Origin of the sequence: Verminephrobacter aporrectodeae subsp. tuberculatae, assembly GCF_026127385.1 — a bacterium.
Taxonomy (GTDB): domain Bacteria; phylum Pseudomonadota; class Gammaproteobacteria; order Burkholderiales; family Burkholderiaceae_C; genus Acidovorax; species Acidovorax aporrectodeae.
Genome location: NZ_QZCX01000002.1, coordinates 1,024,336 through 1,047,513, shown reverse-complemented (window position 1 = coordinate 1,047,513; position 23,178 = coordinate 1,024,336). Strand labels below are relative to the sequence as shown.

12 protein-coding genes are annotated in these 23,178 nt (G+C 67.4%); 6 read left to right on the top strand and 6 right to left on the bottom strand.

The features are described from left to right. Positions 1 to 37 precede the first annotated feature (37 nt). From dapA to D5041_RS12740, 3 genes are all read left to right on the top strand, one after another. On the top strand, positions 38 to 958 hold the full coding sequence (gene dapA / locus D5041_RS12750) for a 4-hydroxy-tetrahydrodipicolinate synthase (RefSeq protein WP_265284878.1): 921 nt from the start codon (positions 38 to 40) through the stop codon (positions 956 to 958). Positions 959 to 1,098: 140 nt separating this feature from the next. Then, a complete protein-coding gene (locus D5041_RS12745) occupies positions 1,099 to 1,812 on the top strand; it encodes an IclR family transcriptional regulator (protein WP_010103566.1) in 714 nt (237 codons plus the stop codon). 121 nt (positions 1,813 to 1,933) lie between these two features. Continuing rightward, the gene (locus tag D5041_RS12740) at positions 1,934 to 2,338 is read left to right on the top strand and encodes a thioredoxin family protein (RefSeq protein WP_265284877.1); all 405 of its coding nucleotides are present in this window, start codon (positions 1,934 to 1,936) and stop codon (positions 2,336 to 2,338) included. Between the two features lie 30 nt (positions 2,339 to 2,368). On the opposite strand, the gene clsB is transcribed toward D5041_RS12740, so the two are convergent. Both clsB and D5041_RS12730 read right to left on the bottom strand, forming a co-directional pair. Next, entirely contained in the window at positions 2,369 to 3,601 is a 1,233-nt protein-coding gene (gene clsB / locus D5041_RS12735) for a cardiolipin synthase ClsB (protein WP_265281221.1), read from the bottom strand. Between the two features lie 4 nt (positions 3,602 to 3,605). Then, positions 3,606 to 4,343, bottom strand: coding sequence for an endonuclease/exonuclease/phosphatase family protein (locus D5041_RS12730; RefSeq protein WP_010103571.1), 738 nt, complete (start codon positions 4,341 to 4,343; stop codon positions 3,606 to 3,608). An 83-nt stretch (positions 4,344 to 4,426) separates the two neighbouring features. Here D5041_RS12730 and D5041_RS12725 point away from each other — a divergent pair, with 83 nt between their 5' ends. The 3 genes from D5041_RS12725 to D5041_RS12715 all read left to right on the top strand — a co-directional run bounded on the left by D5041_RS12725 (position 4,427) and on the right by D5041_RS12715 (position 19,574). Continuing rightward, positions 4,427 to 4,693: an AbrB/MazE/SpoVT family DNA-binding domain-containing protein gene (locus tag D5041_RS12725; protein ID WP_265284876.1), complete on the top strand. Its 267-nt coding sequence runs from the start codon at positions 4,427 to 4,429 to the stop codon at positions 4,691 to 4,693. Then, positions 4,690 to 4,911: a type 2 periplasmic-binding domain-containing protein gene (locus D5041_RS12720; protein WP_265281224.1), complete on the top strand. Its 222-nt coding sequence runs from the start codon at positions 4,690 to 4,692 to the stop codon at positions 4,909 to 4,911. Before D5041_RS12725 ends, D5041_RS12720 begins: the two co-directional genes overlap by 4 nt. A 983-nt stretch (positions 4,912 to 5,894) precedes the next feature. Then, positions 5,895 to 19,574: a SwmB domain-containing protein gene (locus D5041_RS12715; RefSeq protein ID WP_265284875.1), complete on the top strand. Its 13,680-nt coding sequence runs from the start codon at positions 5,895 to 5,897 to the stop codon at positions 19,572 to 19,574. A 158-nt stretch (positions 19,575 to 19,732) separates the two neighbouring features. Here D5041_RS12715 and nudB read toward each other — a convergent pair whose 3' ends face one another. Genes nudB through D5041_RS12695 form a run of 4 tightly spaced genes read right to left on the bottom strand, consistent with a single transcriptional unit; the run spans position 19,733 to position 23,076 of the window. Then, positions 19,733 to 20,197, bottom strand: a complete 465-nt coding sequence (gene nudB, locus D5041_RS12710) for a dihydroneopterin triphosphate diphosphatase (RefSeq protein WP_010108039.1) — start codon at positions 20,195 to 20,197, stop codon at positions 19,733 to 19,735. Between the two features lie 12 nt (positions 20,198 to 20,209). Then, on the bottom strand, positions 20,210 to 22,021 hold the full coding sequence (aspS, locus tag D5041_RS12705) for an aspartate--tRNA ligase (protein WP_010108037.1): 1,812 nt from the start codon (positions 22,019 to 22,021) through the stop codon (positions 20,210 to 20,212). A 56-nt stretch (positions 22,022 to 22,077) separates the two neighbouring features. After that, positions 22,078 to 22,704: a DUF502 domain-containing protein gene (locus D5041_RS12700; RefSeq protein ID WP_010108036.1), complete on the bottom strand. Its 627-nt coding sequence runs from the start codon at positions 22,702 to 22,704 to the stop codon at positions 22,078 to 22,080. A gap of 15 nt (positions 22,705 to 22,719) precedes the next feature. Further along, positions 22,720 to 23,076, bottom strand: coding sequence for an FmdB family zinc ribbon protein (locus D5041_RS12695; RefSeq protein ID WP_265257147.1), 357 nt, complete (start codon positions 23,074 to 23,076; stop codon positions 22,720 to 22,722). Positions 23,077 to 23,178: the final 102 nt, after the last annotated feature.

Here is a 23,178-nt window from a genome sequence, read left to right as displayed (position 1 = left end):
ATGGCGCCCCTTCTACCCACCTCAGGAATCCTGCTCCATGAACGCATCCCGCCTGCGCGGCATCTTCCCCGCGATCCCGACCCCGGTGAACGCCGACGACAGCGTCAACGCCCCGGCCACCGAGGCCCTGATCGCCTACCTGATGCAGCGCGGCATCGACGGTTTGGTGCCGCTCGGCGGCACCGGGGAATACGGCGCGCTGCCGCGCCAGGAGCGGGTGAAGATGGTCCGCCTGTGCGCCCGGGCCGCGGGCGGCAGAATTCCGGTGATTCCCGGCGTCCTCGACCCGGGATTCCACGACGCGCTGCAGGCCGGCAAGGCCTTTGCCGACGCCGGCGCCGACGCGCTGATGCTGCTCACCCCGTACTACACCACCCCGACCCAGGCCGGAATCCGCGATTACTTCATGCGCTATGCCGACGCCGCGCCGGTGCCGATACTGATCTACGAGATCCCCTACCGCACGCGCATTGCGATCGCGCCGCAGGTGCTGCACGAACTGTCGCGCCATGAGCGGATCATCGGCATGAAGGCCTGCAACACCGACATGTACCATTTCCTCCAACTCAGCGCCGGCGTGTCGGAACACTTCGCGCTGCTCAGCGGCGAGGATTCGCTGCTGCCGCTGCACATGGCGGCCGGCGCCAGCGGCGGCATCGTCGTCACGGCAACGCTGCTGCCGCGCACCTGGCGCACGATCTACGCGCTCGCGGCCACGGGCCGGATCACCCAGGCCGTGGAACTGCACCGGCGCCTGATTCCCTTGTTGAACCTGGTTTTTGCCGAAACCAACCCGGGCCCGCTGAAGTCGGTGCTGGACCTGATCGGAGTCACCGCGCCGCGGGTGCTCGCCCCCCTGGTGGCCCCGGCTGCGCAACTCCAGGCGCAGCTGCGCAGCGAACTGCTGCGCTGCCTGGAGGTGGAAGCGGCTTGGGAGCCGGACTTGGCGCATGGATAATTTCGCCGCTCCCTGCGCGCGCGCATCCAAGGAACACCGTGGCCACAACAAAGTCATCCGCAAAAAAACCACACCCCGCCCCGTCCGACCCCAAGGAACGCTCCTCCCTGTTCGTAGGCTCTACCGAAAAGGCCTTTCAGGTGCTCGAGGCCTTCCACGGCCCGCACCGCCATATGTCGATGGCCGAGATAGCGCGCACCGCCGAACTCGACCGCAGCGCCACGCAGCGGCTGGTCTACACGCTGGAGAAGCTCGGCTACCTGCGGCGCATCCCGGACTCCCTGCTGTATGGCCTGAGCTCCAAGGTCTTGCGCCTGTCCTACCACTATTTGCGCTCGCACGACCTGATCGAGCGGGCCTCGCCCTATCTGCTGGACATCAGCCGCAGCCTCGGTGAAACGGTCAACCTGCACGAACTCGACGGGCATGAGGTGGTCTTCCTCGCGCGCTTTCCGGGGCAGCATCTGATGAACGTCGATTTCGCCGTGGGCCACCGGCTGCCTGCGGTCTTTACCGCGTCGGGCCGGGCCATCCTGTCGAGACTCGGCGACGCGCAGCGGCGTGCCGTGATTGCCGCCACGCCGCTGCAAGCCGCCACGGCGCACACCGAAACCGACCCGCAAGCGCTTCTCGCCCGCATCGAGGAGGCGGCGCACGGGGGCTACGCGCTGACGATGAACCAGACCATGGTCGGCGATATCGCGGTAGCGGTCGCGATCACCGATGAACAGGGCCTGCCGGTGGGGGCCATCAATGTGTCGGTCCCGACCACGCGCTGGACGGTGGAGAAGGCGCGCGACCAGCTGGTGGCGCATGTCCAACTCGCTGCGACCTCGATCTCGAAATCCAGATGACCTGCGCCACCAGGCGCAGCGGCGTGGCGCAGCAGCCGGTTGGGCCTGGCTGGGCCCGCGCAGCGCGCAGGGGCTGCTGTACGATTGCCCGCTCCCCCAGCCTGCCCCGGAAGTTGCGCCGATGGAAAGCCCTGCCCTGTTGCCCGACACCTTGTCCGCCCCCTGCCCGCAGGCCGGCGGCGGCCTGTGGTGGGTCATCTGCCTGTGCCCGGACTGGTGCAGCAGCTGCCGCAGCTACCGCCCCTTGTTTGACGCGCTGGCGCGCGCGCATCCCGGCGTGCGCTTTGAATGGGTGGACATCGAGGACGAGGCCGAGCTCATCGGCGACCTGGACCCGCAGACCTTTCCCACGCTGCTCATCGGCCAGGGGACGAACGCCCTATTTCTCGGCCCCCTGACGCCGCAGGCGCCGGTGCTGGCGCGGCTGCTCAGCAGCCTGCAATCCGGCGCGCAGGACGCTGCGCACGCGCAGGCGCAGGACCTGTTCCAGCGTGTGCGCGCAGCGCGCACGCCGTCCACCTCCTGAACGGCCGCGGGCTTGCCCGCGGCCAATCCATCAAAAGTAGCGCCTTCCCGCGACCCACAGGGCAAGGCGCATGAGGCCGAAGGCGATGCGGTCGAGCACGCGCTGGCGCAGGGGACGGCCGGCGTAGCGCGCCGGGTCCATGCGCCGGCCCGCGTGCTGCATGGCATGCACCAGGCGCTCGCGCAGTTCCCTGGCAAAGGCCACGTCCTGCACCACCACGTTGGCTTCGCGCGCCAGCAGCAGGCTCAGGGGGTCGAGGTTGGACGAACCCACGGTGGCCCAGGGACGCTCGCCGAGCGCGTCGATCACGGCCACCTTGGCGTGCAGAAAGCTTGGTGCGTACTCGTGGATCTCCACCCCCGCGTCGAGCAGCGCGCCGTACACGGGCCGGGTCGCATGGTATTGCATGAAATATTCATACCGCCCCTGCAGCAGCAGGCGCACGCGCACCCCCCTGCGCGCGGCCATCACCAGGGCCTGGCGCAGTTTGCCGCCGGGCAGGAAGTAGGCGCTGGCAATGATGATTTCGCGCTGCGCGGCGCCGATCGCGCGGCGGTAGGCCTGCTCGATGCGGCTGCGGTGGCGCACATTGTCACGCAGCACCAGCGCGAGCCGCATGGACGTCCCCGCTGCAGCCACCGCATGCCGGGCGCCCACGGCGCGCAGCGCCTGCAAGGCCTGCGGCAGATGGTGCCGGCGCGCGGAGCGCAGGATCTGCATGCGCCACCACAGCTGCTCCATGGCGTCGCTGGCCAGGGCCACCAGGCTGCCGCTGGCCTGCACCGCAAAGTCCAGGCGCGGCGCGTCGAGCGGGCCATGGTTCGGGTCGTGGAAATCATCGAGCACATTGATTCCGCCGCAAAACAGCAGGCGGCGATCGACCACGCAGAGCTTGCGGTGCAGCCGCCGCCACTGGTGCGGCAGCAGCAGCCCCAAGGGGCCGAGCGGGGAATACACGCAGTACTGCACCCCGGCGGCGCGCAGGCGGGCGATCCAGGCGGGCTGCAGGGCACCGGTGCCCACGCCGTCGACGACGAGCCGGGTGCACACGCCGCGCGCGGCGGCGCGTATCAGCGCCTCGGCCACGGTCGCGCCCGAGCCGGTGCAGTCGAAGATATAGGTTTCAAACTGGATCTCCGAGCGCGCGCCGTCCATGGCCTCGATCAGGGCGGGGAAAAGCTCCTCGGCCCCTTGCAGCAGATGCACCCGGTGCCCGTCGGTGAAGCCATTTGCGCGCGCCAGCAGGGGGGGCGTTTTCTTCACGGCGTCAGAACCGGAATTCAGCGATCAAGGGCAGGTGGTCGGACATGCGCCACCAGACGCGGCCGCAGGGCACGTGCAGCGACAACGGCGTGAGCCCGCGCGCGTACACATGGTCCAGTCGGGCCAGCGGCAGCCGCGCCGGGTAGGTGAAGGCCTGCGGGGCGTCGCACTCGAAGAGCGCAAAGCCGGCCAGCATGCGCCGGATCTGCCGCCCCCAGTCGTTGAAATCCCCGGCCACCACCAGGGGCGCGGTGGGCGGCACCTCGCGCTCGATAAAGCCCTGCAAGCGCTCGATCTGGCGCATGCGGCTCGCCGGGACCAACCCCAGGTGCAGCACGATCACGTGCAGCCGGTGGCCGTGGGCGTCGAGCTGCACGTGCAGCAGGCCGCGCTGCTCGAAGCGGTGGTCCGACATGTCCTCATGCTGGTGCCCGAGAACCGGCCAGCGCGACAGCAGGGCGTTGCCGTGCTCGCCATGCCGGGTCACGGCGTTGGTGCGGTACACGGCCTCGTAGCCCTGCGGCGCGAGGAACTCGGCCTGCGGCAGCTGCGGCCAGTGCCGGAAGTAGCGCGCCTCGCGCCGGTGGAGCTTGCGCACCTCCTGCAGGCAGACGATGTCGGCGTCGAGCTGCTCGACCGCCAAACCCAGGTTGTGGATCTCCAGCCGGCGCACCGGGCCGATGCCCTGCACCCCCTTGTGGATGTTGTAGGTCGCGACCCGCAAAACGCCGTCTTGTTCCATGCGCCGATTGTGTCGCAAGCCGCGCCACGTTCCTGCATCCACTGCGCGTTGGTTGGCTCATCAGCAACCATGGAGGCCTGTCCATGAACACATTGACCGTCACCACGCGGGGCCAAGTGACGTTTCGCAAAGAGGTGTTGCAACACCTCGGGGTCCACCCGGGTGAAAAGATCGAACTGCATTTTCTGCCCGATGGCCGGGCGGAACGGAGGGCTCCGCAGCCCAAGGGGGCGTTCAGCGCGCTTCGGGGCTTGCTGCAGAGCAAGACGAACGGCACCCGGCTGGGCATTGAGGAGATCAACACGGCGATAGCCGAAGCCGGTTCGGCAGCGGGAGCCGGCGACGCATGAAAGTCACCGCAGATACGAATGTTCTGCTGTGTGCCATTGTTGCCGATGATGCGGCGCAAATGACACGATCCATCGAATTGGAACTGGCGTCCCGCCGCCTGCTGCCCGTCGAGGCCCCGCCGCTGCGCACGCCGCTCGCCTACCGCCTGGTCTGTCGCCCGCAGACGCTGGCCGATCCCGCCGCCCGCGCGTTTTGCGACTGGCTGCTGATGCAATAGGCCATGCACGGCGTCCCGCGCCGGGCCTGCGCAGCCTTGGCAAGCAGCGATCACCCCCGGCTCATCTCCCGGGGGCGATAGCCATGAGGAAATAAAAATGCCGGAAAAACATCCCATTGGGTGGGCAGATCGTGCGCAAATTGGTCACCCATGCAACCGACGCATCGCCTGACTGCCCACAACGCAGCCCCCGCCTCGGCCCGCAGCACAGCAGACCGCCCGGCGCAATCCATCCGCAGCGCGCGCGGTGGTCTGCGGCATCGGGCCCACCGGGCATGTCCCGGGCAGCACGCCGATTGGAAGCACCCGTCCACGCCACATGTTGGCGAAGCAAGAAGCACAACGGATGAACGCATAAAAATTAAACAAATATTGGAACGTTCAGGAGAAACGCAAGTTACACTTCTGGCGGTTTAAAGCGTCATTAATTGTTGTGCCGACAGACCCATATCTTCTTGCACAGGCATTGCTCCCGACGCAGCGAAGCAGGCTCTGCCCGGACCGCCGAGGGGGACGGCGCCAGCCGCATCGTCCCGCCCTCTGGCGTTGGATTCAACGCAATCGCCGTCAGCGCCCCGGCGCGCAACGGCGCCGTTCAGGATCAGCGGCCGGCGCGTCGCCGCCACGGGAGGGCCGCCCCCCTGGCGCCCAAGCACGCCGGGGCCAGAAGATGTACCGAGCCGGTGAGGACCTGAGCGCCAGCAGCATCCTGCGCCGCTGGCCCCGGCGACACCCGGGTCCCCTCGCCCGCGGGCGCCGGCAGCCTGCTGCGCAAGCGCGCACGCCAAGACCAAGGACCAAGGCCTCGCGCCCCCGGGCAGGGCCGCCGCCCTGGTGCCGCGCCGCACCGGGGCCAGCGGCGAGACGCCCGGGCACCTGGCGCGCGCGCCGCATCGCCCCCGCCTGAGCCAACGCAAACCAAGGGACCTGTGCACAAGGCACAGAAGCCCGAACCCCCGTCCATCCCCATACAAAGGCACGCCATGACTCACTGGTATTACGATCAAAACCCAAACAAGCTAGTCGACATCACTATTGCAGACAGCACCCTCACAGCCGACGAAACCACCACCGTCACCCTCTACTTCGATCGATATGTGCAGGGCAGCCGCCCAGGGTGGTTTGGCGCGGTGCGTATCGTCCCCATAGGGGTCCTGGAGGTGCCCGCCGGGACGCAGCTCTCCGGCCCGTGGTCACTGAATATGAACCGTGCTTGGGCGTTCACACTGACCCCGCCTGCCGACACTGCCCAGACCCGCCAGATCCTCCGCCTGAAGAGCCTCGACGGCGTGACGGACGGGCTCCGTAAGACCGTAGCCGCCGCTGACTTTCGCATCGAATACACCGTCAACACCCAGCGGCCCACACTGGCTGGCGCCACGGTCGATAGGTTCCAACTGGTACTCAGCTATACCGATGCCGGCAGCCTGGACGCGACCAACAAGGCGGGCGTCGATGCTTTTACGGTGCATGGCGCGGGTGGTTCGACCATCGCCGTCAGCAGCGTGCACGTGGATGCCACGGCCAAAACCGTGACGCTGTTCCTGGCGCGTGCCGTGAGAAACGGTGAGCTCGTGTCCGTCAGCTACACCGATCCCACAAGCGGCAACGACAGCAAGGCGATACAGAACGCCGTCGGCAATGACGCAGCGAGCTTCAGCAACCAAGCGGTAGTCAACAACACGCCAACAGACTCCTCGCGGCCCAGGTTGTCCGTGACCGGCCACACCATCGACGACGACCGGCTCGGCATAGGCCAGACCGCCTACGTCACCATCAAATTCAGCGAGCCCGTGAAGGGCTTTGACGCCTCCGACGTAGTCCTGGCCCCCGGCAGCGGCAGCGTGGGCCAAGTGTCCGCCGCCTGGCAGCCCGGGACCGACGGCAGCAGCGACACCTGGGAGGTGGCGATCGAGGCGCCCGGCGCCTCATCGACGAACAACCCGATCAGCGTGAACCTCGCGGGCGTCAGCACCCGCGATGGCAGCGCCACGGGCCGGGGCACCATGGCCACGGGCCTGCACTACAGCGTAGACACCACCCGGCCCACGCTGCTCGGCACGCGCATCAGCTACGGCGCGGGCGAGACCGACACCATTCTCAAGCGCGGCGAAACCGCGCTGGTGAGCTTCACCTTCTCCGAACCGGTGACCGACTTTGGCCTGAACGACGTGATGTTGGTCAATGGCCTGCGCGATGGCGTGCTGTCGTACTTCACGTCCACTGGCGACGGCAGCGTCTGGACCGCGACCCTGAGCGCGCCGAGTCCCGGCGTCACCTCGTCGAACAACACCTTTCGCGTGATCATGCGCGGCGTGAACGACCGGGCGGGCAACGCGGGCGAGGGGGTGGTTGCCACCGGCGTCAGCTACGACCTCGACACCATCGTCGGGCGCCCCAGCCTGCGCATCACGCTGGCGGACACCGAGCTCAGGGTCGGCGAGAGCACCACCGTCACCTTCCGCTTCAACGAGGCCGTCACCGGCTTTGACGCCAACGCCGTCGTGCTCACGAACGCGAGCGGCACGCTGAGCGATCTGGCCGCCGGCGCAGACGGCAAGACCTGGAGCGCCACCTTCACGCCCACGGCCAGCACCCAGGACGCGAGCAACGCCATCCGCGTGAACCTGGGCGGCGTGAGCAATGGCGCGGGCCTCACGGGCGCGGGCAGCGTCTCCAGCGCCAACTACACCGTGGACACTTGGTCCCCGGATACCGAGGCCCCGGTGCTGGGCGGCGCCATGGTCAACGGCAACCAGTTGGTGCTCAGCTACGCCGAAACCGGCCGCCTGGACGCAGCCGCGCTCGCAGGCAACGCAGGCTTTGCGGTGAGCAGCACCACGGGCACGGCCATCACGGTCAGCAGTGCCGTCGCAGACACGCTGGCCAAGACCGTCACGCTCACGCTAAGCCGCGCCGTGACCCCGGCTGAGACCGTGAAAGTCAGCTACACCAAACCCGAATCCGGCGCCGTGGTGCAGGACGCTGCGGGCAACGACGCAGTGAGCTTCAGCGAGCAGGCCGTGATGAACAACAGCCCGCCAGCAGAGGGAGGCCCCCGGCTCCCCACGCTCGCAGCGAGCAACCCGACCACGATCGACGACGACGATCCGAGCCTTGGCGCGCGCACCACCGCCACCATCCGTTTCGCCGAAGCCAGCGCGGCCGACGAGGCAGGCTCCCGGCTCCCCACGCTCGCAGCGACCAACCCGATCACGATCGATAACGACAATCTGAGCATTGGCGCGAGCACCACCGTCACCATCCGCTTCGCCGAAGCCATCGCGGCCGACAGCTTCAGCACCTCCGACCTGAGCGTGGGCGGTTACGCGAAGCTGTCCAGCCTGCACAGCAGCGACGGCGGCACCACCTGGACGGTCACGCTGACGGCTCCGACCGAGCGGGACATCTATGCGCACTTCCCCTCGAACATCGACAAGTACAACTCAACGGGCAACCAGATCCGCGTCAACCTCGCCGGCGTGAGCACCCCCGAAGGCAACGCCGGTGTGGGCCAGGCCGTCTCCACGGTGACCTACGACATCGACGCCATGGCGCCCAGTGTCATCATCACGCTGGGCGACGACGCCCTGACCGCGGGCGAAACCACCACCGTCATCTTCAGCTTCAACGAGCCCATCACCGGCTTTGACGCCGACGACCTCGACCTGACACAGGCCAACGGCACGCTGGGTCCGCTGACCGCCCTCGCAGGTGACAGGACCTGGACCGCCACCTTCACGCCCACAGCGAACGTCCACACGACCGGCAACAAAATCATCGTCAAATTGGACGGCGTGGCGGACTTCGCGGGCAACAGGCTGAGCGCCAACATCCTCAGCGGCAACTACAGCATCGACACCCGGCCCGGCAGCACGAACCAGACGTCCGACCTGAGCGCCGGCGTCACGCTGACCGATGGTCGCCTGATGACGGGAGAAAAGGCGAGCCTCATCATCGCCTTCAACAAACCCGTCAACAACTTCACGCTCGACGACGTGGACGGGACCCGGGCCAACGGCACGCTCAGCGACCTCACACGCAGCGCCGACGGCAGAACCTGGACGGCCACCTTCACGCCCACGGCGGGCGTCATCGACGAGACCAACACCATCCGCGTGAACCTCGCGGGCGTGAGCGACGCCGCAGGCACGGCCGCAACCGGCAGCGCCACCAGCGGCAACTTCATCGTGAGCACCGCGCTGCCTGCCGCCACGATCACGCTGACCGACACCGCGTTCACCACGGGCGAAACGGCGACCGTTACCTTCACCTTCAACCAACCGGTCCTCGGCTTCACGCTGGATGACGTCGATCTGACGCAGGCCAACGGCACATTGAGCGCACCCGCATACACACCCGGAACCGACAGCAAAACCTGGACCGCCACCTTCACACCGAATACCAACGTCAACGCCGCGAGCAACACCATCCGCGTCAACCTGACCGGCGTCGCCAACATGGCCGGCCGCTCCGGTACCGACGCCGCCATCAGCGAGAACTACACCGTGGACACCCGGCCGCCGGACACCACGGCCCCGGTGTTCAGCAGCGCCGCGGTCACCGGCAACCAACTGGTGATCAGCTACACCGAAACCAACACCCTGGACGCGGCCGCACTCGCGGGCAACGCAGGCTATGTGGTGCGCAGCACCACGAACACGGGCCTGAATTGGATCTATTCCGTGAGCAGCGCCGTGGTGCATGCGACGAACAAGACCGTCACGCTCACACTGAGCCGCGCCGTGACCCCGACTGAGACGGTCAACGTCAGCTACACCAAACCCGCGACCGGCGCCGTGGTGCAGGACGCTACCGGCAACGACGCAGCAAACTTCAGCAACCTGGAGGTGACGAACATCCCCCCCGCGCCAGCGGACACTACGCCCCCGGTGCTGAGCAGCGCCGTGGTCAACGGCAACCAGCTGGTGCTCACGTATGTCGAAGCCACCGGCCTGGACGGGGCCGCGCTCGTGGGCAACGCAGGCTTTACGGTCCACAGCGCCGCAGGCAGGGCCATGACCGTCACCGGCGCCGTGGTGAACAGGGTGGACAAGAGCGTCACGCTGATGCTCAGCCGCACCGTGGTCCGTGGTGAGACGGTAAGCGCCAGCTACGTCAAGCCCGGAGCCGGCAACGTGGTGCAGGACGCCGCCGGCAACGACGCGGTGAACTTCAGCAACTGGGCTGTGACGAACAACACGCCAGAGGCAGCAGCAGACACCACGCCCCCGGTGTTCAGCAGCGCCACGGTCCGCAGCAACCAACTGGTGATCGACTACACCGAACAGAGCGACTTGGACGATGCTGCGCTGGCGCGCAACGCAGGCTTTTCGGTCAAGGGCTACAACAACAAGAGCTCGGTGATCTGGATCATCTCTATTGGCAGCGCCGTCGTGAACGCGACGGCCAAGACCGTGACACTGACACTCTTGGAGCGCATCGCCCACGACGACAGGGTAACCGTCAGCTACTTCAAGCCCTGGTCCGGCAATGGGGTGCAGGACGCGAAGGGCAACAAGGCGGCCAACTTCGAGGCGATGGCAGTGACGAACAACGCGCCAGCAGGAGCAGACACCACGGCCCCGGTGCTGGATAGCGCCACGGTCAACGGGAATCAGCTGCTGCTGACCTACACCGAAGCGGAGAACCTGAGCGGGTGGCCGCTCGCAGGCAACGCAGGCTTTACGGTCCGCAGCGCTGGTGGCACCGCCATCACCGTCACCGGCGCCGTGATGGACGCGACGCGCAACACCGTCACGCTGACGCTCAGCCGCGCCGTGGCCTACGGCGAGACGGTAAGCGTCAGCTACGTCAAGCCCGGAGTCAGCAACGTGGTGCAGGACGCTGCCGGCAACGACACGGCAGACTTCAGCAACCGGGCTGTGACGAACGTCATGCCAGCAGCAGACACCACGCCCCCGGTGTTCAGCGGCGCCGCGATCAACGGCGACCAACTGGTGCTCACGTACATGGAAGCCAACAGCCTGGACGCGGCAGCCCTGGCGGGCAACGCCGGCCATACGGTGAACACCGCCGCTGGCACAACGGCCATCACCGTGAGCCGCGCCGTGGTGAACGCCATGGCCAAGACCGTGACGCTGATACTGAGCCGCGCCGTGGCCAGTGCGGAGACGGTGCTCGTCAGCTACACCAAACCCGCGACCGGCGCCGTGGTGCAGGACGCGGCCGGCAACGACGCAGCAAACTTCCGCAACCTGGAGGTAACGAACACCCCCCCCACGCCAACGGACACTACGCCCCCGGTGCTGAACAGCGCCACGGTCAACGGCGACCAGCTGGTGCTCACGTACATCGAAGCCAGCAGCCTGGACGGGGCCGCGCTCGCGGGCAACGCAGGCTTTACGGTCCGCAGCGCCGCAGGCAGGGCCATGACCGTCACCGGCGCCATGGTGAACGGGGCGGACAGGACCGTCACGCTGACGCTCAGCCGCACCGTGGTCCGTGGTGAGACGGTAAGCGTCAGCTACGTCAAGCCCGGAATCAGCAACGTGGTGCAGGACGCCGCCGGCAACGACGCGGTGAACTTCAGCCACTGGGCTGTGACGAACGACACGCCAGAAGCAGCAGCAGACACCACGCCCCCGGTGTTCAGCAGCGCCACGGTCCGCAGCAACCAACTGGTGATCCACTACACCGAACAGAGCGACTTGGACGATGCTGCGCTGGCGCGCAACGCAGGCTTTTCGGTAAAGGGCTACAACAACAAGAACTCGGTGGTCTGGATCATCTCCGTTGGCAGCGCCGTCGTGAACGCGACGGCCAAGACCGTGACGCTGACGCTCTTGGAGCGCATCGCCCAAGATGACAGGGTAAGCGTCAGCTACTTCAAGCCCTGGTCCGGCAATGTGGTGCAGGACGCGAAGGGCAACAAGGCGGCCAACTTCGAGGCGATGGCAGTGACCAACAACTCGCCAGCAGGAGCAGACACCACGGCCCCGGTGCTGGGTAGCGCCACGGTCAACGGGAATCAGCTGGTGCTGACCTACACCGAAGCGGAGAACCTGAGCGCGAGGCCGCTCGCAGGCAACGCAGGCTTTACGGTCAGCAGCGCTGGTGGCGCCGCCATCACCGTCACCGGCGCTGTGGTGGACGCGACGCGCAACACCGTCACGCTGACGCTCAGCCGCGCCGTGACCTCCAGCGAGACGGTGACCCTCAGCCACACCAGGGCGGGGGTCGAGGACGTTGCCGGCAACGACACGGCAGACTTCAGCAACCGGCCTGTGACGAACGTCACGCCAGCAGCAGACACCACGCCCCCGGTGTTCAGCCACGCCATGGCCAACGACGACCAGCTGGTGATCAGTTACACCGAACAGAACAGCTTGGCCTACGGAGCGCTGTCGGGCGACGGAGGCTTTGCGGTAGACCTCCTCAACAGCAGCGGCGTGGCAACGGAACGCTTGCACATCACGAGCGCCGTGGTGAACGCAATGGCCAAGACCGTGACGCTGACATTCGAAGACCGTACCGTGGGCCACGGTGAGTCGGTGAGCGTCAGCTACACCAAGCCCGAATCCGGCAATGTGGTGCAGGACGCGGCGGGCAACCACGCGGCCAACTTCGAGAAGATGGCCGCGACCAACTACACGCTCGCGCCAGCAGACACCACGCCCCCGGTAATCAGCAGCGCCGTGCTCAACGTCAACCAGCTGGTGCTCACGTACACGGAAGCCAACAGCCTGGACGCGGCAGCGCTCGCGGACAACGCCGGCTTTACGCTCAACACCGCTGCTGGCACAAGGGCCATCATCGTGAGCCGCGCCGTAGTGAACGCCACGGCCAAGACCGTGACGCTGACACTGAGCCGCACCGTGGCCAGTGCGGAGACGGTGACCGTCAGCTACACCAAGCCCGGGTCTGGCGCCGTGGTGCAGGACGTTGCCGGCAACGACGCAGCGAACTTCAGCAACCGGGCGATGAGCAACGACACGCCAGCGCCACCAGACACCACGCCCCCGCAGCTGATCATCACCGGCGACCATCGCCCCAAGGTCACTGGCGACCAACTGGTACTCAGCTTTAGCGACACGGGCAACCTGGATGCGGACCCGGACCACAAGCCGGCGAGCGGAGCCTTTACGGTGCTGGTCAACGGCGTCGCAAACGCCGTCACCCACGTCAGCGTCGAGGCCCAGGCCAAGACCGTCACGCTCACGCTGAGCACCGCGATCAGCCACGGCCAGTCGGTCACCGTCGCCTACGCCGACCCAACGACCGGCAACGACGCCAACGCAATCCAGGACGCTGCCGGCAACGACGCGGCCAGCTTTGCTGCTACCGAGGTGGCCAACAACACGCCAGCGCCAGCAGACACCACGCCCCCGCAGCTGATCATCACCGGCGACCATCGCCCCAAGGTCACTGGCGACCAACTGGTGCTCCGCTTTAGCGACACGGGCAACCTGGACGCGGACCGGGCCCACACACCGGCGAGCGGAGCCTTTACGGTGCTCGTCAACGGCGTCGCCAACACCGTCACCCACGTCAGCGTCGAGCCCCAAGCCAAGACCGTCACGCTCACGCTGAGCACGGCGATCAGCCACGGCCAGTCGGTCACCGTCGCCTACGCCGACCCAACGACCGGCAACGACGCCAACGCCATACAGGACGCTGCCGGCAACGACGCGGCCAGCTTTGCTGCTACCGAGGTGAGCAACAACACGCCAGACACCACGCCCCCGCAGCTGATCATCACCGGCGACACGACGCGCCCCAAGGTCAGCGGCGACCAACTGGTGCTCAGCTTTAGCGACACGGGCAACCTGGACGCGGACCGGGCCCACACACCGGCGAGCGGAGCCTTTACGGTGCTGGTCAACGGCGTCGCCAACGCCGTCACCCACGTCACCGTCGAGCCCCAAGCCAAGACCGTCACGCTCACGCTGAGCACGGCGGTCAACCACGGCCAGTCGGTCACCGTCGCCTACGCCGACCCAACGACCGGCAACGACGCCAACGCAATCCAGGACGCTGCCGGCAACGACGCGGCCAGCTTTGCTGCTACCGCGGTGAGCAACAACACGCCAGACACCACGCCCCCGCAGCTGATCACCACCGGCGACACGACGCGCCCCCAGGTCAACGGCGACCAACTGGTGCTCAGCTTTAGCGACACGGGCAACCTGGACGCGGACGCGAGCCACACACCGGCGAGCGGAGCCTTTACGGTGCTGGTCAACGGCGTCGCCAACGCCGTCACCCACGTCAGCGTCGAGGCCCAAGCCAAGACCGTCACGCTCACGCTGAGCACGGCGGTCAGCCACGGCCAGTCGGTCACCGTCGCCTACGCCGACCCAACGACCGGCAACGACGCCAACGCAATCCAGGACGCCGCCGGCAACGACGCGGCCAGCTTTGCGGCCACCGCGGTGAGCAACAACACGCCAGACACCACGCCCCCGCAGCTGATCACCACCGGCGACACGACGCGCCCCCAGGTCAACGGCGACCAACTGGTGCTCAGCTTTAGCGACACGGGCAACCTGGACGCGGACGCGAGCCACACACCGGCGAGCGGAGCCTTTACGGTGCTGGTCAACGGCGTCGCCAACGCCGTCACCCACGTCAGCGTCGAGGCCCAAGCCAAGACCGTCACGCTCACGCTGAGCACGGCGGTCAGCCACGGCCAGTCGGTCACCGTCGCCTACGCCGACCCAACGACCGGCAACGACGCCAACGCAATCCAGGACGCCGCCGGCAACGACGCGGCCAGCTTTGCTGCTACCGCGGTGAGCAACAACACGCCAGACACCACGCCCCCGCAGCTGATCATCACCGGCGACACGACGCGCCCCCAGGTCAACGGCGACCAACTGGTGCTCAGCTTTAGCGACACGGGCAACCTGGACGCGGACGCGAGCCACACACCGGCGAGCGGAGCCTTTACGGTGCTGGTCAACGGCGTCGCCAACGCCGTCACCCACGTCAGCGTCGAGGCCCAAGCCAAGACCGTCACGCTCACGCTGAGCACGGCGGTCAGCCACGGCCAGTCGGTCACCGTCGCCTACGCCGACCCAACGACCGGCAACGACGCCAACGCAATCCAGGACGCCGCCGGCAACGACGCGGCCAGCTTTGCGGCCACCGCGGTGAGCAACAACACGCCAGACACCACGCCCCCGCAGCTGATCACCACCGGCGACACGACGCGCCCCCAGGTCAACGGCGACCAACTGGTGCTCAGCTTTAGCGACACGGGCAACCTGGACGCGGACGCGAGCCACACACCGGCGAGCGGAGCCTTTACGGTGCTGGTCAACGGCGTCGCCAACGCCGTCACCCACGTCACCGTCGAGGCCCAAGCCAAGACCGTCACGCTCACGCTGAGCACGGCGGTCAGCCACGGCCAGTCGGTCACCGTCGCCTACGCCGACCCAACGACCGGCAACGACGCCAACGCAATCCAGGACGCTGCCGGTAACGACGCGGCCAGCTTTGCTGCTACCGAGGTGGCCAACAACACGCCAGCGCCAGCAGACACCACGCCCCCGCAGCTGATCACCAGCGGCGACACGACGCGCCCCAAGGTCAACGGAGACCAACTGGTGCTCAGCTTCGACGACACCAGCAACCTGGACGCAAACCCGGACCACAAGCCGGCCAATGGGGCCTTTACGGTGCTTGTCAACGGCGTCGCCAACGCCGTCACCCACGTCACCGTCGAGCCCCAAGCCAAAACCGTCACGCTCACGCTGAGCACGGCGGTCAGCCACGGCCAGTCGGTCACCGTCGCCTACGCCGACCCAACGACCGGCAACGACGCCAACGCAATCCAGGACGCTGCCGGCAACGACGCGGCCAGCTTTGCGGCCACCGCGGTGAGCAACAACACGCCAGACACCACGCCCCCGCAGCTGATCACCACCGGCGACACGACGCGCCCCCAGGTCAACGGCGACCAACTGGTGCTCAGCTTCGACGACACCAGCAACCTGGACGCAAACCTGGACCACACACCGGCGAGCGGAGCCTTTACGGTGCTGGTCAACGGCGTCGCAAACGCCGTCACCCACGTCAGCGTCGAGGCCCAAGCCAAGACCGTCACGCTCACGCTGAGCACGGCGATCAGCCACGGCCAGTCGGTCACCGTCGCCTACGCCGACCCCACGACCGACAACGACACCAACGCCATACAGGACACCGCAGGCAACGACGCGGCCAGCTTTGCGGCCACCGCGGTGAGCAACAACACGCCAGACACCACGCCCCCGCAGCTGATCATCACCGGCGACACGACGCGCCCCCAGGTCAACGGCGACCAACTGGTGCTCAGCTTTAGCGACACGGGCAACCTGGACGCGGACGCGAGCCACACACCGGCGAGCGGAGCCTTTACGGTGCTGGTCAACGGCGTCGCAAACGCCGTCACCCACGTCACCGTCGAGCCCCAAGCCAAAACCGTCACGCTCACGCTGAGCACGGCGATCAGCCATGGCCAGTCGGTCACCGTCGCCTACGCCGACCCAACGACCGGCAACGACACCAACGCCATACAGGACGCTGCCGGCAACGACGCGGCCAGCTTTGCGGTCACCGCGGTGAGCAACAACACGCCAGCGCCAGCAGACACCACGCCCCCGGAGTTCCACAGCGCCACGGTCAACGGCGACCAGCTGGTGCTCACGTACACGGAAGCCAACACCCTGGACGCGGCAGCGCTCGCGGGCAACGCAGGCTTTACGGTCAGCACCGCCGCAGGCACGGCGGCCATCACCGTGAGCAGCGCCGTGGTGAACGCCACGGCCAAGACCGTCACGCTGACGCTGAGCCGCGCCGTGGCCCGCACGGAGACGCTGACCGTCAGCTACACCAAGCCCGAATCCGGCGCCGTGGTGCAGGACGCTGCGGGCAACGATGCAGCGAACTTCAGCGACCGGGCGGTGACCCACAGCACGTCGGCGCCACCGGACACCCAGCCCCCCACGCTGGCGGCGACCGACCCGATCACGATCGGCGACGACAAACTGCACCTGGGCGAAAGCACCACCGTCACCATCCGCTTCTCCGAAGACATTGACGCCAACAGCTTCAGCATCGACGACCTGAACGTGGGCGCAGGCGCGCAGCTGACCAACCTGCGCAGCACCGGCGGCGGCACCACCACCTGGGAGGTCACGCTGACGGCCCCGGGCGTGGACCTCACCCCCGTCAGCAGTTCGACGGGCAACAAGATTCGCGTGAACCTGGCCCAAATCACCGACCTTGCGGGCAACGCAGGGGTGGGCACAGCCGTCTCCACGGTCAGCTACGACATCGACGCCGTCCCCCCCCGCATGAGCATCACGCTGGCCGACGACAGCCTGACGAGTGGCGAAACCACGGTGGTCAGCTTCAGCTTCACGGAGGCAGTCCGCGGCTTTGATGCAAGCAAGATAGACCTCTCGAACGCGAACGGCACACTGGGACCTCTGACGGCCAGCGCAGAAGGAAAAACCTGGACCGCGACCTTCACGCCCACGGAGAACGTGAACGACGTGCGCAGCAACACCATCCGCGTGAACATGAGCGGCGTGCGGGATCTGGCGGGCAATGGCGCGACGACGAGCCCGGTCACCAGCGCCCACTACACCGTGAACACCCGGTCCTCCGACGGCGTCGCCGTGCCGACCGCCACGATCACGCTGGCCGACACCAGGCTCAGGGCAGGGGAAACGACGACCGTCACCTTCCGCTTCAGCGAGACCGTCAGCGGGTTCAGTTCCGAGGACATCGTTCTGACGGACGCCAACGGCACGCTGGGCGAACTCAGCGCAGGGGCCGATGGAAGAACCTGGACCGCCACGTTCACGCCCACGGCCGCCGTGGAGGACGCCGGCAACAGCATCGGCGTGAACATGACCGGGGTCAGGGGCGCAGCAACCGGAAGGGCCGGGGTGGGCATCACCCACAGCGCCAACTACAGCATCGACACCAAGCCCCCCACGCTGGCGGCGACCCAGCCGATCACGCTCCGGGACGACCAACTGCACCTGGGCGAAAGCACCAGCGTCACGATCCGCTTCTCCGAAGACATCGACCCCGACAGCTTCAGCACCGCCGACCTGAGCGTGGAGGGAGGCGCGACGCTGTCCAACCTGCGCAGCACCGGCGACGGCACCACCCTCTGGGAGGTCACGCTGACGGCCCCGGAGTCCCCCTCCGCCAGCAGTACGACGGGCAACAAGATAAGAGTGAACCTGGCCCAAATCACCGACCGCGCGGGCAACGCCGGGGTGGGCACGGCGGACTCCACGGTCCGCTACGACATCGACACCGAGCGCCCCCATGTGAGCATCACGCTGGCCGACAGCAGCCTGACGAGTGGCGAAACCACGACCGTCAGCTTTAGCTTCAACGAGGCAGTCAGCGGCTTCGATGCGAGCCGGATAGACCTCTCGAACGCGAACGGCACACTGGGCCCCCTGACGGCCAGCGCAGACGGAAAAACCTGGACCGCGACCTTCACGCCCAGGGCCAACGTAGACGACGCGAGCAACACCATCGGCGTGAACATGAGCGGTGTGCGGGACCAGGCGGGCAATAGCACGACCGGCACGATCACCAGCGCCAACTACACCGTGGACACCCGGCCGGACACCACGGCCCCGGCGCTGATCACCACCGGCGACTCGCGTCCCCAGGTCACTGGCAACCAACTGGTACTCAGCTTTAGCGACACGGGCACCCTGGACGCGAGCCGCAAGCCGGAGAGCGGAGCCTTTACGGTGCTTGTCAACGGCGTCGCGAACGCCGTCACCAACGTCAGCGTCGAGGCCCAAGCCAAAACCGTCACGCTCACGCTGAGCACGGCGGTCACCTCCGACCAGACGGTCACCGTCGCCTACGCCGACCCCACGACCGGCAACGACGCCAACGCCATACAGGACACCGCCGGCAACGACGCGGCCAGCTTTGCGGCTACCGCGGTGACCAACAACACGCCAGCGCCCGCCGCACCTCCACCTGTCGGACCTGTACCCGCCCCACCCCCTCCATCCGGTGGATCCTCTGGCGGCTCCTCCGCGCCTGCACCAGGCCCCTACAGGGAACCGGATACGGACGGCGACAGTGTGCCCGACGCCCAGGAAAACCAGGCCATCGGCCCCACCGGTGCCGCACTCGGCGACGACAACGGAGACAGCGTCCAGGACAGGACACAGGCCGCAGTCGCCTCATACAGCGCCACGACAAGCAGCAGTTCCAGCACCTCGGTCACCTTGGTGGCCGATAGCCAGGAAGGCAAGGTCAACGCCGACAGCACCGTCCGCATCACCAGCCTGGTGCAAAAGGCGACCCCGACCCCGATGCCCCAGGCGCTGGAGACACCGATCGCGCTGACGAGCTTCAAGGCCACGCTGGATGCCACCGGCAGCAGCGAGACCTTCAGCCTGTACGTGGACCCGAAGATCGGCGCCAACGGCTACTGGGCGCAGGACAGCACCGGCATCTGGGTGAACCTGGCGAGCAGCCCTTACGGCGGCAAGATGGCAAGCGATGGCGGGCGGCTGCGGCTGGACTTCGCGATCCAGGATGGCGGGCCGTTCGACGCCGATGGCCAGGCCAACGGTGCCGTCACCGCCTCCGGCGCCGCAGCGCAGATGCCGCTGTCCATCACCGGGCAGGCGTCCGATGTGCCGCGGGAAGGGTTCTGGTTCTGAGCGGCCAGTTCCCTCAGGAAGGCTCATGGGACCTTCCTGGCATGGGGGGTGGAGGCTGCCCGGACGGGCGTTGACCGGGCCGCAGCACCAGCCACAGCGCGATGGCGATCAGTCCGCCCCCATCGCGTGCGCTGGTGGGGCATCGGCAGGCGCGGCGCTCAGGCCCGCGCCGTGAACCGGGGCAGGAGCAGGCAGGCCTCGGCGTTCGACGCCGAAAAGCAGCGCGCCGCCGCACGCTGCCAGGGCAGCCACTCGAAGGCGTCGTGCTCGCGCGGGCTGAGTTGCACGGGCGTTCCCGCGGGCACGCACAGACCGAAGACACGTTCGCGGTTGCACCACACGCCGGGCGCGTAGCGGTGCAACCACTCGGGCCAGATGGCGTAGACGTTTTCCAAAGCCCAGTCGCTCAGCACGCAGCCGGGCGCGCGCGTGTCGATTCCGGTTTCCTCGGCCACTTCGCGCCGGGCCGTGCGTGCCAAGGGCTCGCCTCTGTGCTCCCGGCTTCCGGTGACCGACTGCCAATGCTCCCGGCCACCCCCCGTGCGGCGGATCAGCAGGACATCGAGCGCCGGGGTGTGGACGAGTACCAGCACCGATTCCGGGATTTTCCAGGGCCGCTGCACGGCCTGCCCCGGTCAGGCTTTGGCCGCGTCGGGGTTGCGCAGGCGGATATGCAGCTCGCGCAGCTGCTTTTCATCGACCGGGCCGGGCGCCTGGGTCAGCAGGCATTGCGCGCGCTGGGTCTTGGGAAAGGCGATCACGTCGCGGATCGACTCGGCGCCGGTCATCAGGCTCACGATGCGGTCCAGACCAAAGGCCAGGCCGCCATGCGGCGGCGCGCCGTACTGCAGGGCGTCGAGCAGAAAGCCGAACTTGGAGCGGGCCTCCTCGGGCGTGATCCGCAGCGCGTCAAATACCTTCTGCTGCACGTCGGCGCGGTGGATGCGCACCGATCCGCCGCCCATTTCCCAGCCGTTGAGCACCATGTCGTAGGCCTTGGAGATGCATTTCTCGGGGGCCGTGGCCATCCAGTCCTCGTGGCCGTCCTTGGGCGCCGTGAAGGGGTGGTGCACCGCGGTGTAGCGCCGGGTCTCCTCGTCGAACTCGAACATCGGAAAGTCCACCACCCACAGCGGCGCCCAGCGGTCTTCAAACAGGCCATTGCCCTTGCCGAATGCGCTGTGGCCGATCTTGTTGCGCAGCGCGCCCAGGGCGTCGTTGACGACCTTTTCCCGGTCCGCGCCGAAGAAGATCAGGTCGCCGTCCCGGGCGCCGCTGCGCTCCAGGAGCGCGGCGAGCGCGGCGTCGTGCAGGTTTTTGACGATCGGCGACTGCAGGCCGTCACGCCCCCGGGCCCGTTCGTTGACCTTGATGTAGGCCAGGCCCTTGGCACCGTAGATCTTGACGAACTCGGTGTAGGCGTCGATCTCGCCGCGCGAGAGGCCGCCGGACTCGCGCGCACCGCCCGGCACGAGCAAGCCCGCGACGCGACCACCGGGCATGCTCGCGGCGCCCGCGAACACCTTGAAGTCAACGTCCCGCATCACGTCGGTGAGCTCGGTGAATGCGAGCTTCACGCGCAGGTCCGGCTTGTCCGATCCATAGTGGTGCATGGCGTCCTGGTAGCTCATGACCGGGAACTCGCCCAGGTCCACGCTCAGCGTGTTCTGGAACACCGTCTTGATCATTCCCTGGAACAGGTCGCGGATGTCCTGTTCGTCCAGGAACGAGGTTTCGATGTCGATCTGCGTGAACTCGGGCTGGCGATCGGCGCGCAGGTCCTCGTCGCGAAAGCACTTGGTGATCTGGTAGTAGCGGTCGAACCCGGCGACCATCAGCAGTTGCTTGAACAGCTGGGGCGACTGGGGCAGCGCAAAGAACTGGCCCGCGTGCACGCGGCTCGGAACCAGGTAGTCGCGCGCGCCCTCGGGCGTGCTCTTGGTGAGCATGGGGGTTTCGATGTCGATGAAGCCATGGGCGTCGAGGAAGCGGCGCACCTCCATCGCCACCCGGTAGCGCAGCATCAGGTTGCTTTGCATGCAGGGGCGACGCAGATCCAGCACGCGGTGCGTGAGGCGCGTGGTCTCCGAGAGATTTTCTTCGTCGATCTGGAACGGCGGCGTGACCGAGGGGTTGAGCACGTTCAGCTCATGGCACAGCACCTCGATCTGGCCGCTCTTGAGCCGGTCGTTCGTGGTGCCGTCGGGGCGCATGCGCACCTGGCCCCGGACCTGCACGCAGAATTCGTTGCGCACGCCCTCGGCGGTCCTGAACATCTGCGCCCGGTCGGGGTCGCAGACGACCTGCACCGGGCCTTCGCGGTCGCGCAGGTCGATGAAGATCACGCCGCCGTGGTCGCGGCGGCGGTTCACCCAGCCCGCCAGGGTAACGGTCTGGCCCAGCAGGGCCTCGGTCACGAGACCGCAATAGTGGGAACGCATGGCCATGGCAAAAACTTCCGGCGCCGCGGGGGCGCGTCAAAAGGGTTTCACAAAAGAGGGGTTCACTGCGTCCTGAAAGACGCTGGCACGTGGTCCGCCGGAGCGACCACGCCCATGGAAACGATGTACTTCAGGGCGGTGTCCACGCTCATGTCGAGCTCGACGCAATCGCTCCTGCGCAGCATCACGAAGTAACCCCCGGTGGGGTTCGGCGTGGTCGGAACGTAGACGCTGACGAAGCCGTCGTACAGATACGCCGCCACCTCGCCGCTGGGCGCACCCGTGACGAAGGCCAGGGTCCAGACGCCCTCGCGCGGCCACTGCACGAGAACGGCCTTGCGAAACGCATTCCCGCTTTCGGCAAACAGCGTGTCCGAGACCTGCTTGACGCTGGAGTAGATGGAGCGCACCACCGGAATGCGGTGCACCAGCGCGTCGCCCCATTGCACCAATTTGCGGCCTGCAAAGTTGCTCGCGACGGCGCCCACGATGAGCAGGATGAGCAGCGTGAGCACCACCCCGAAGCCCGGGATGTGAAAGCCCAGCAACTTGTCCGGCTGCCAGGCGTCGGGCAGGATCAGCAGGGTCTGGTCCAGCGTGCCGACGATCCAGTTGAGCACCCCGGCCGTGATGACGCCCGGCACGATCACCAGCAGGCCGGTCAGCAGCCATTTGCGCAGGGAGGCCATGCGCGGACACCCAAGTCAGGCCGACGTTGCCGGGGGTGCACTGCTGCCGGTGCCGCCGGCCGCGCCAGCGCTCGTGGCCGCTTTGGGCGCAGCGTCCGGGCTCGCGGGCGCTGCCGCGTCGGACTTCGCGCCCGACTTCGTATCCGTCTTCTCGTCCGATTTCCCGTCCGTCTTGGCCTGCGCCGTGCCGCCACCGCGGAAATCGGTCACGTACCAGCCAGAGCCCTTGAGCTGAAAGCCTGCCGCAGTGACCTGCTTGGCAAAGGCTGGCGCGCCGCAGGCCGGGCAGTCAGTCAATGGTGCATCGGAGATTTTTTGCAGCACCTCCTTGGCATGGCCGCAGGAGCCGCATTTGTAGGCGTAGATAGGCATGTCGGCGTCGTCGAGGGATTCGATCGGATGGGTGATGCAAAGCCCGCGATTATAGGCGGGCCGGCCTGTTCCCGGATTCCCGCCTGCCCGACCGCACCAGCC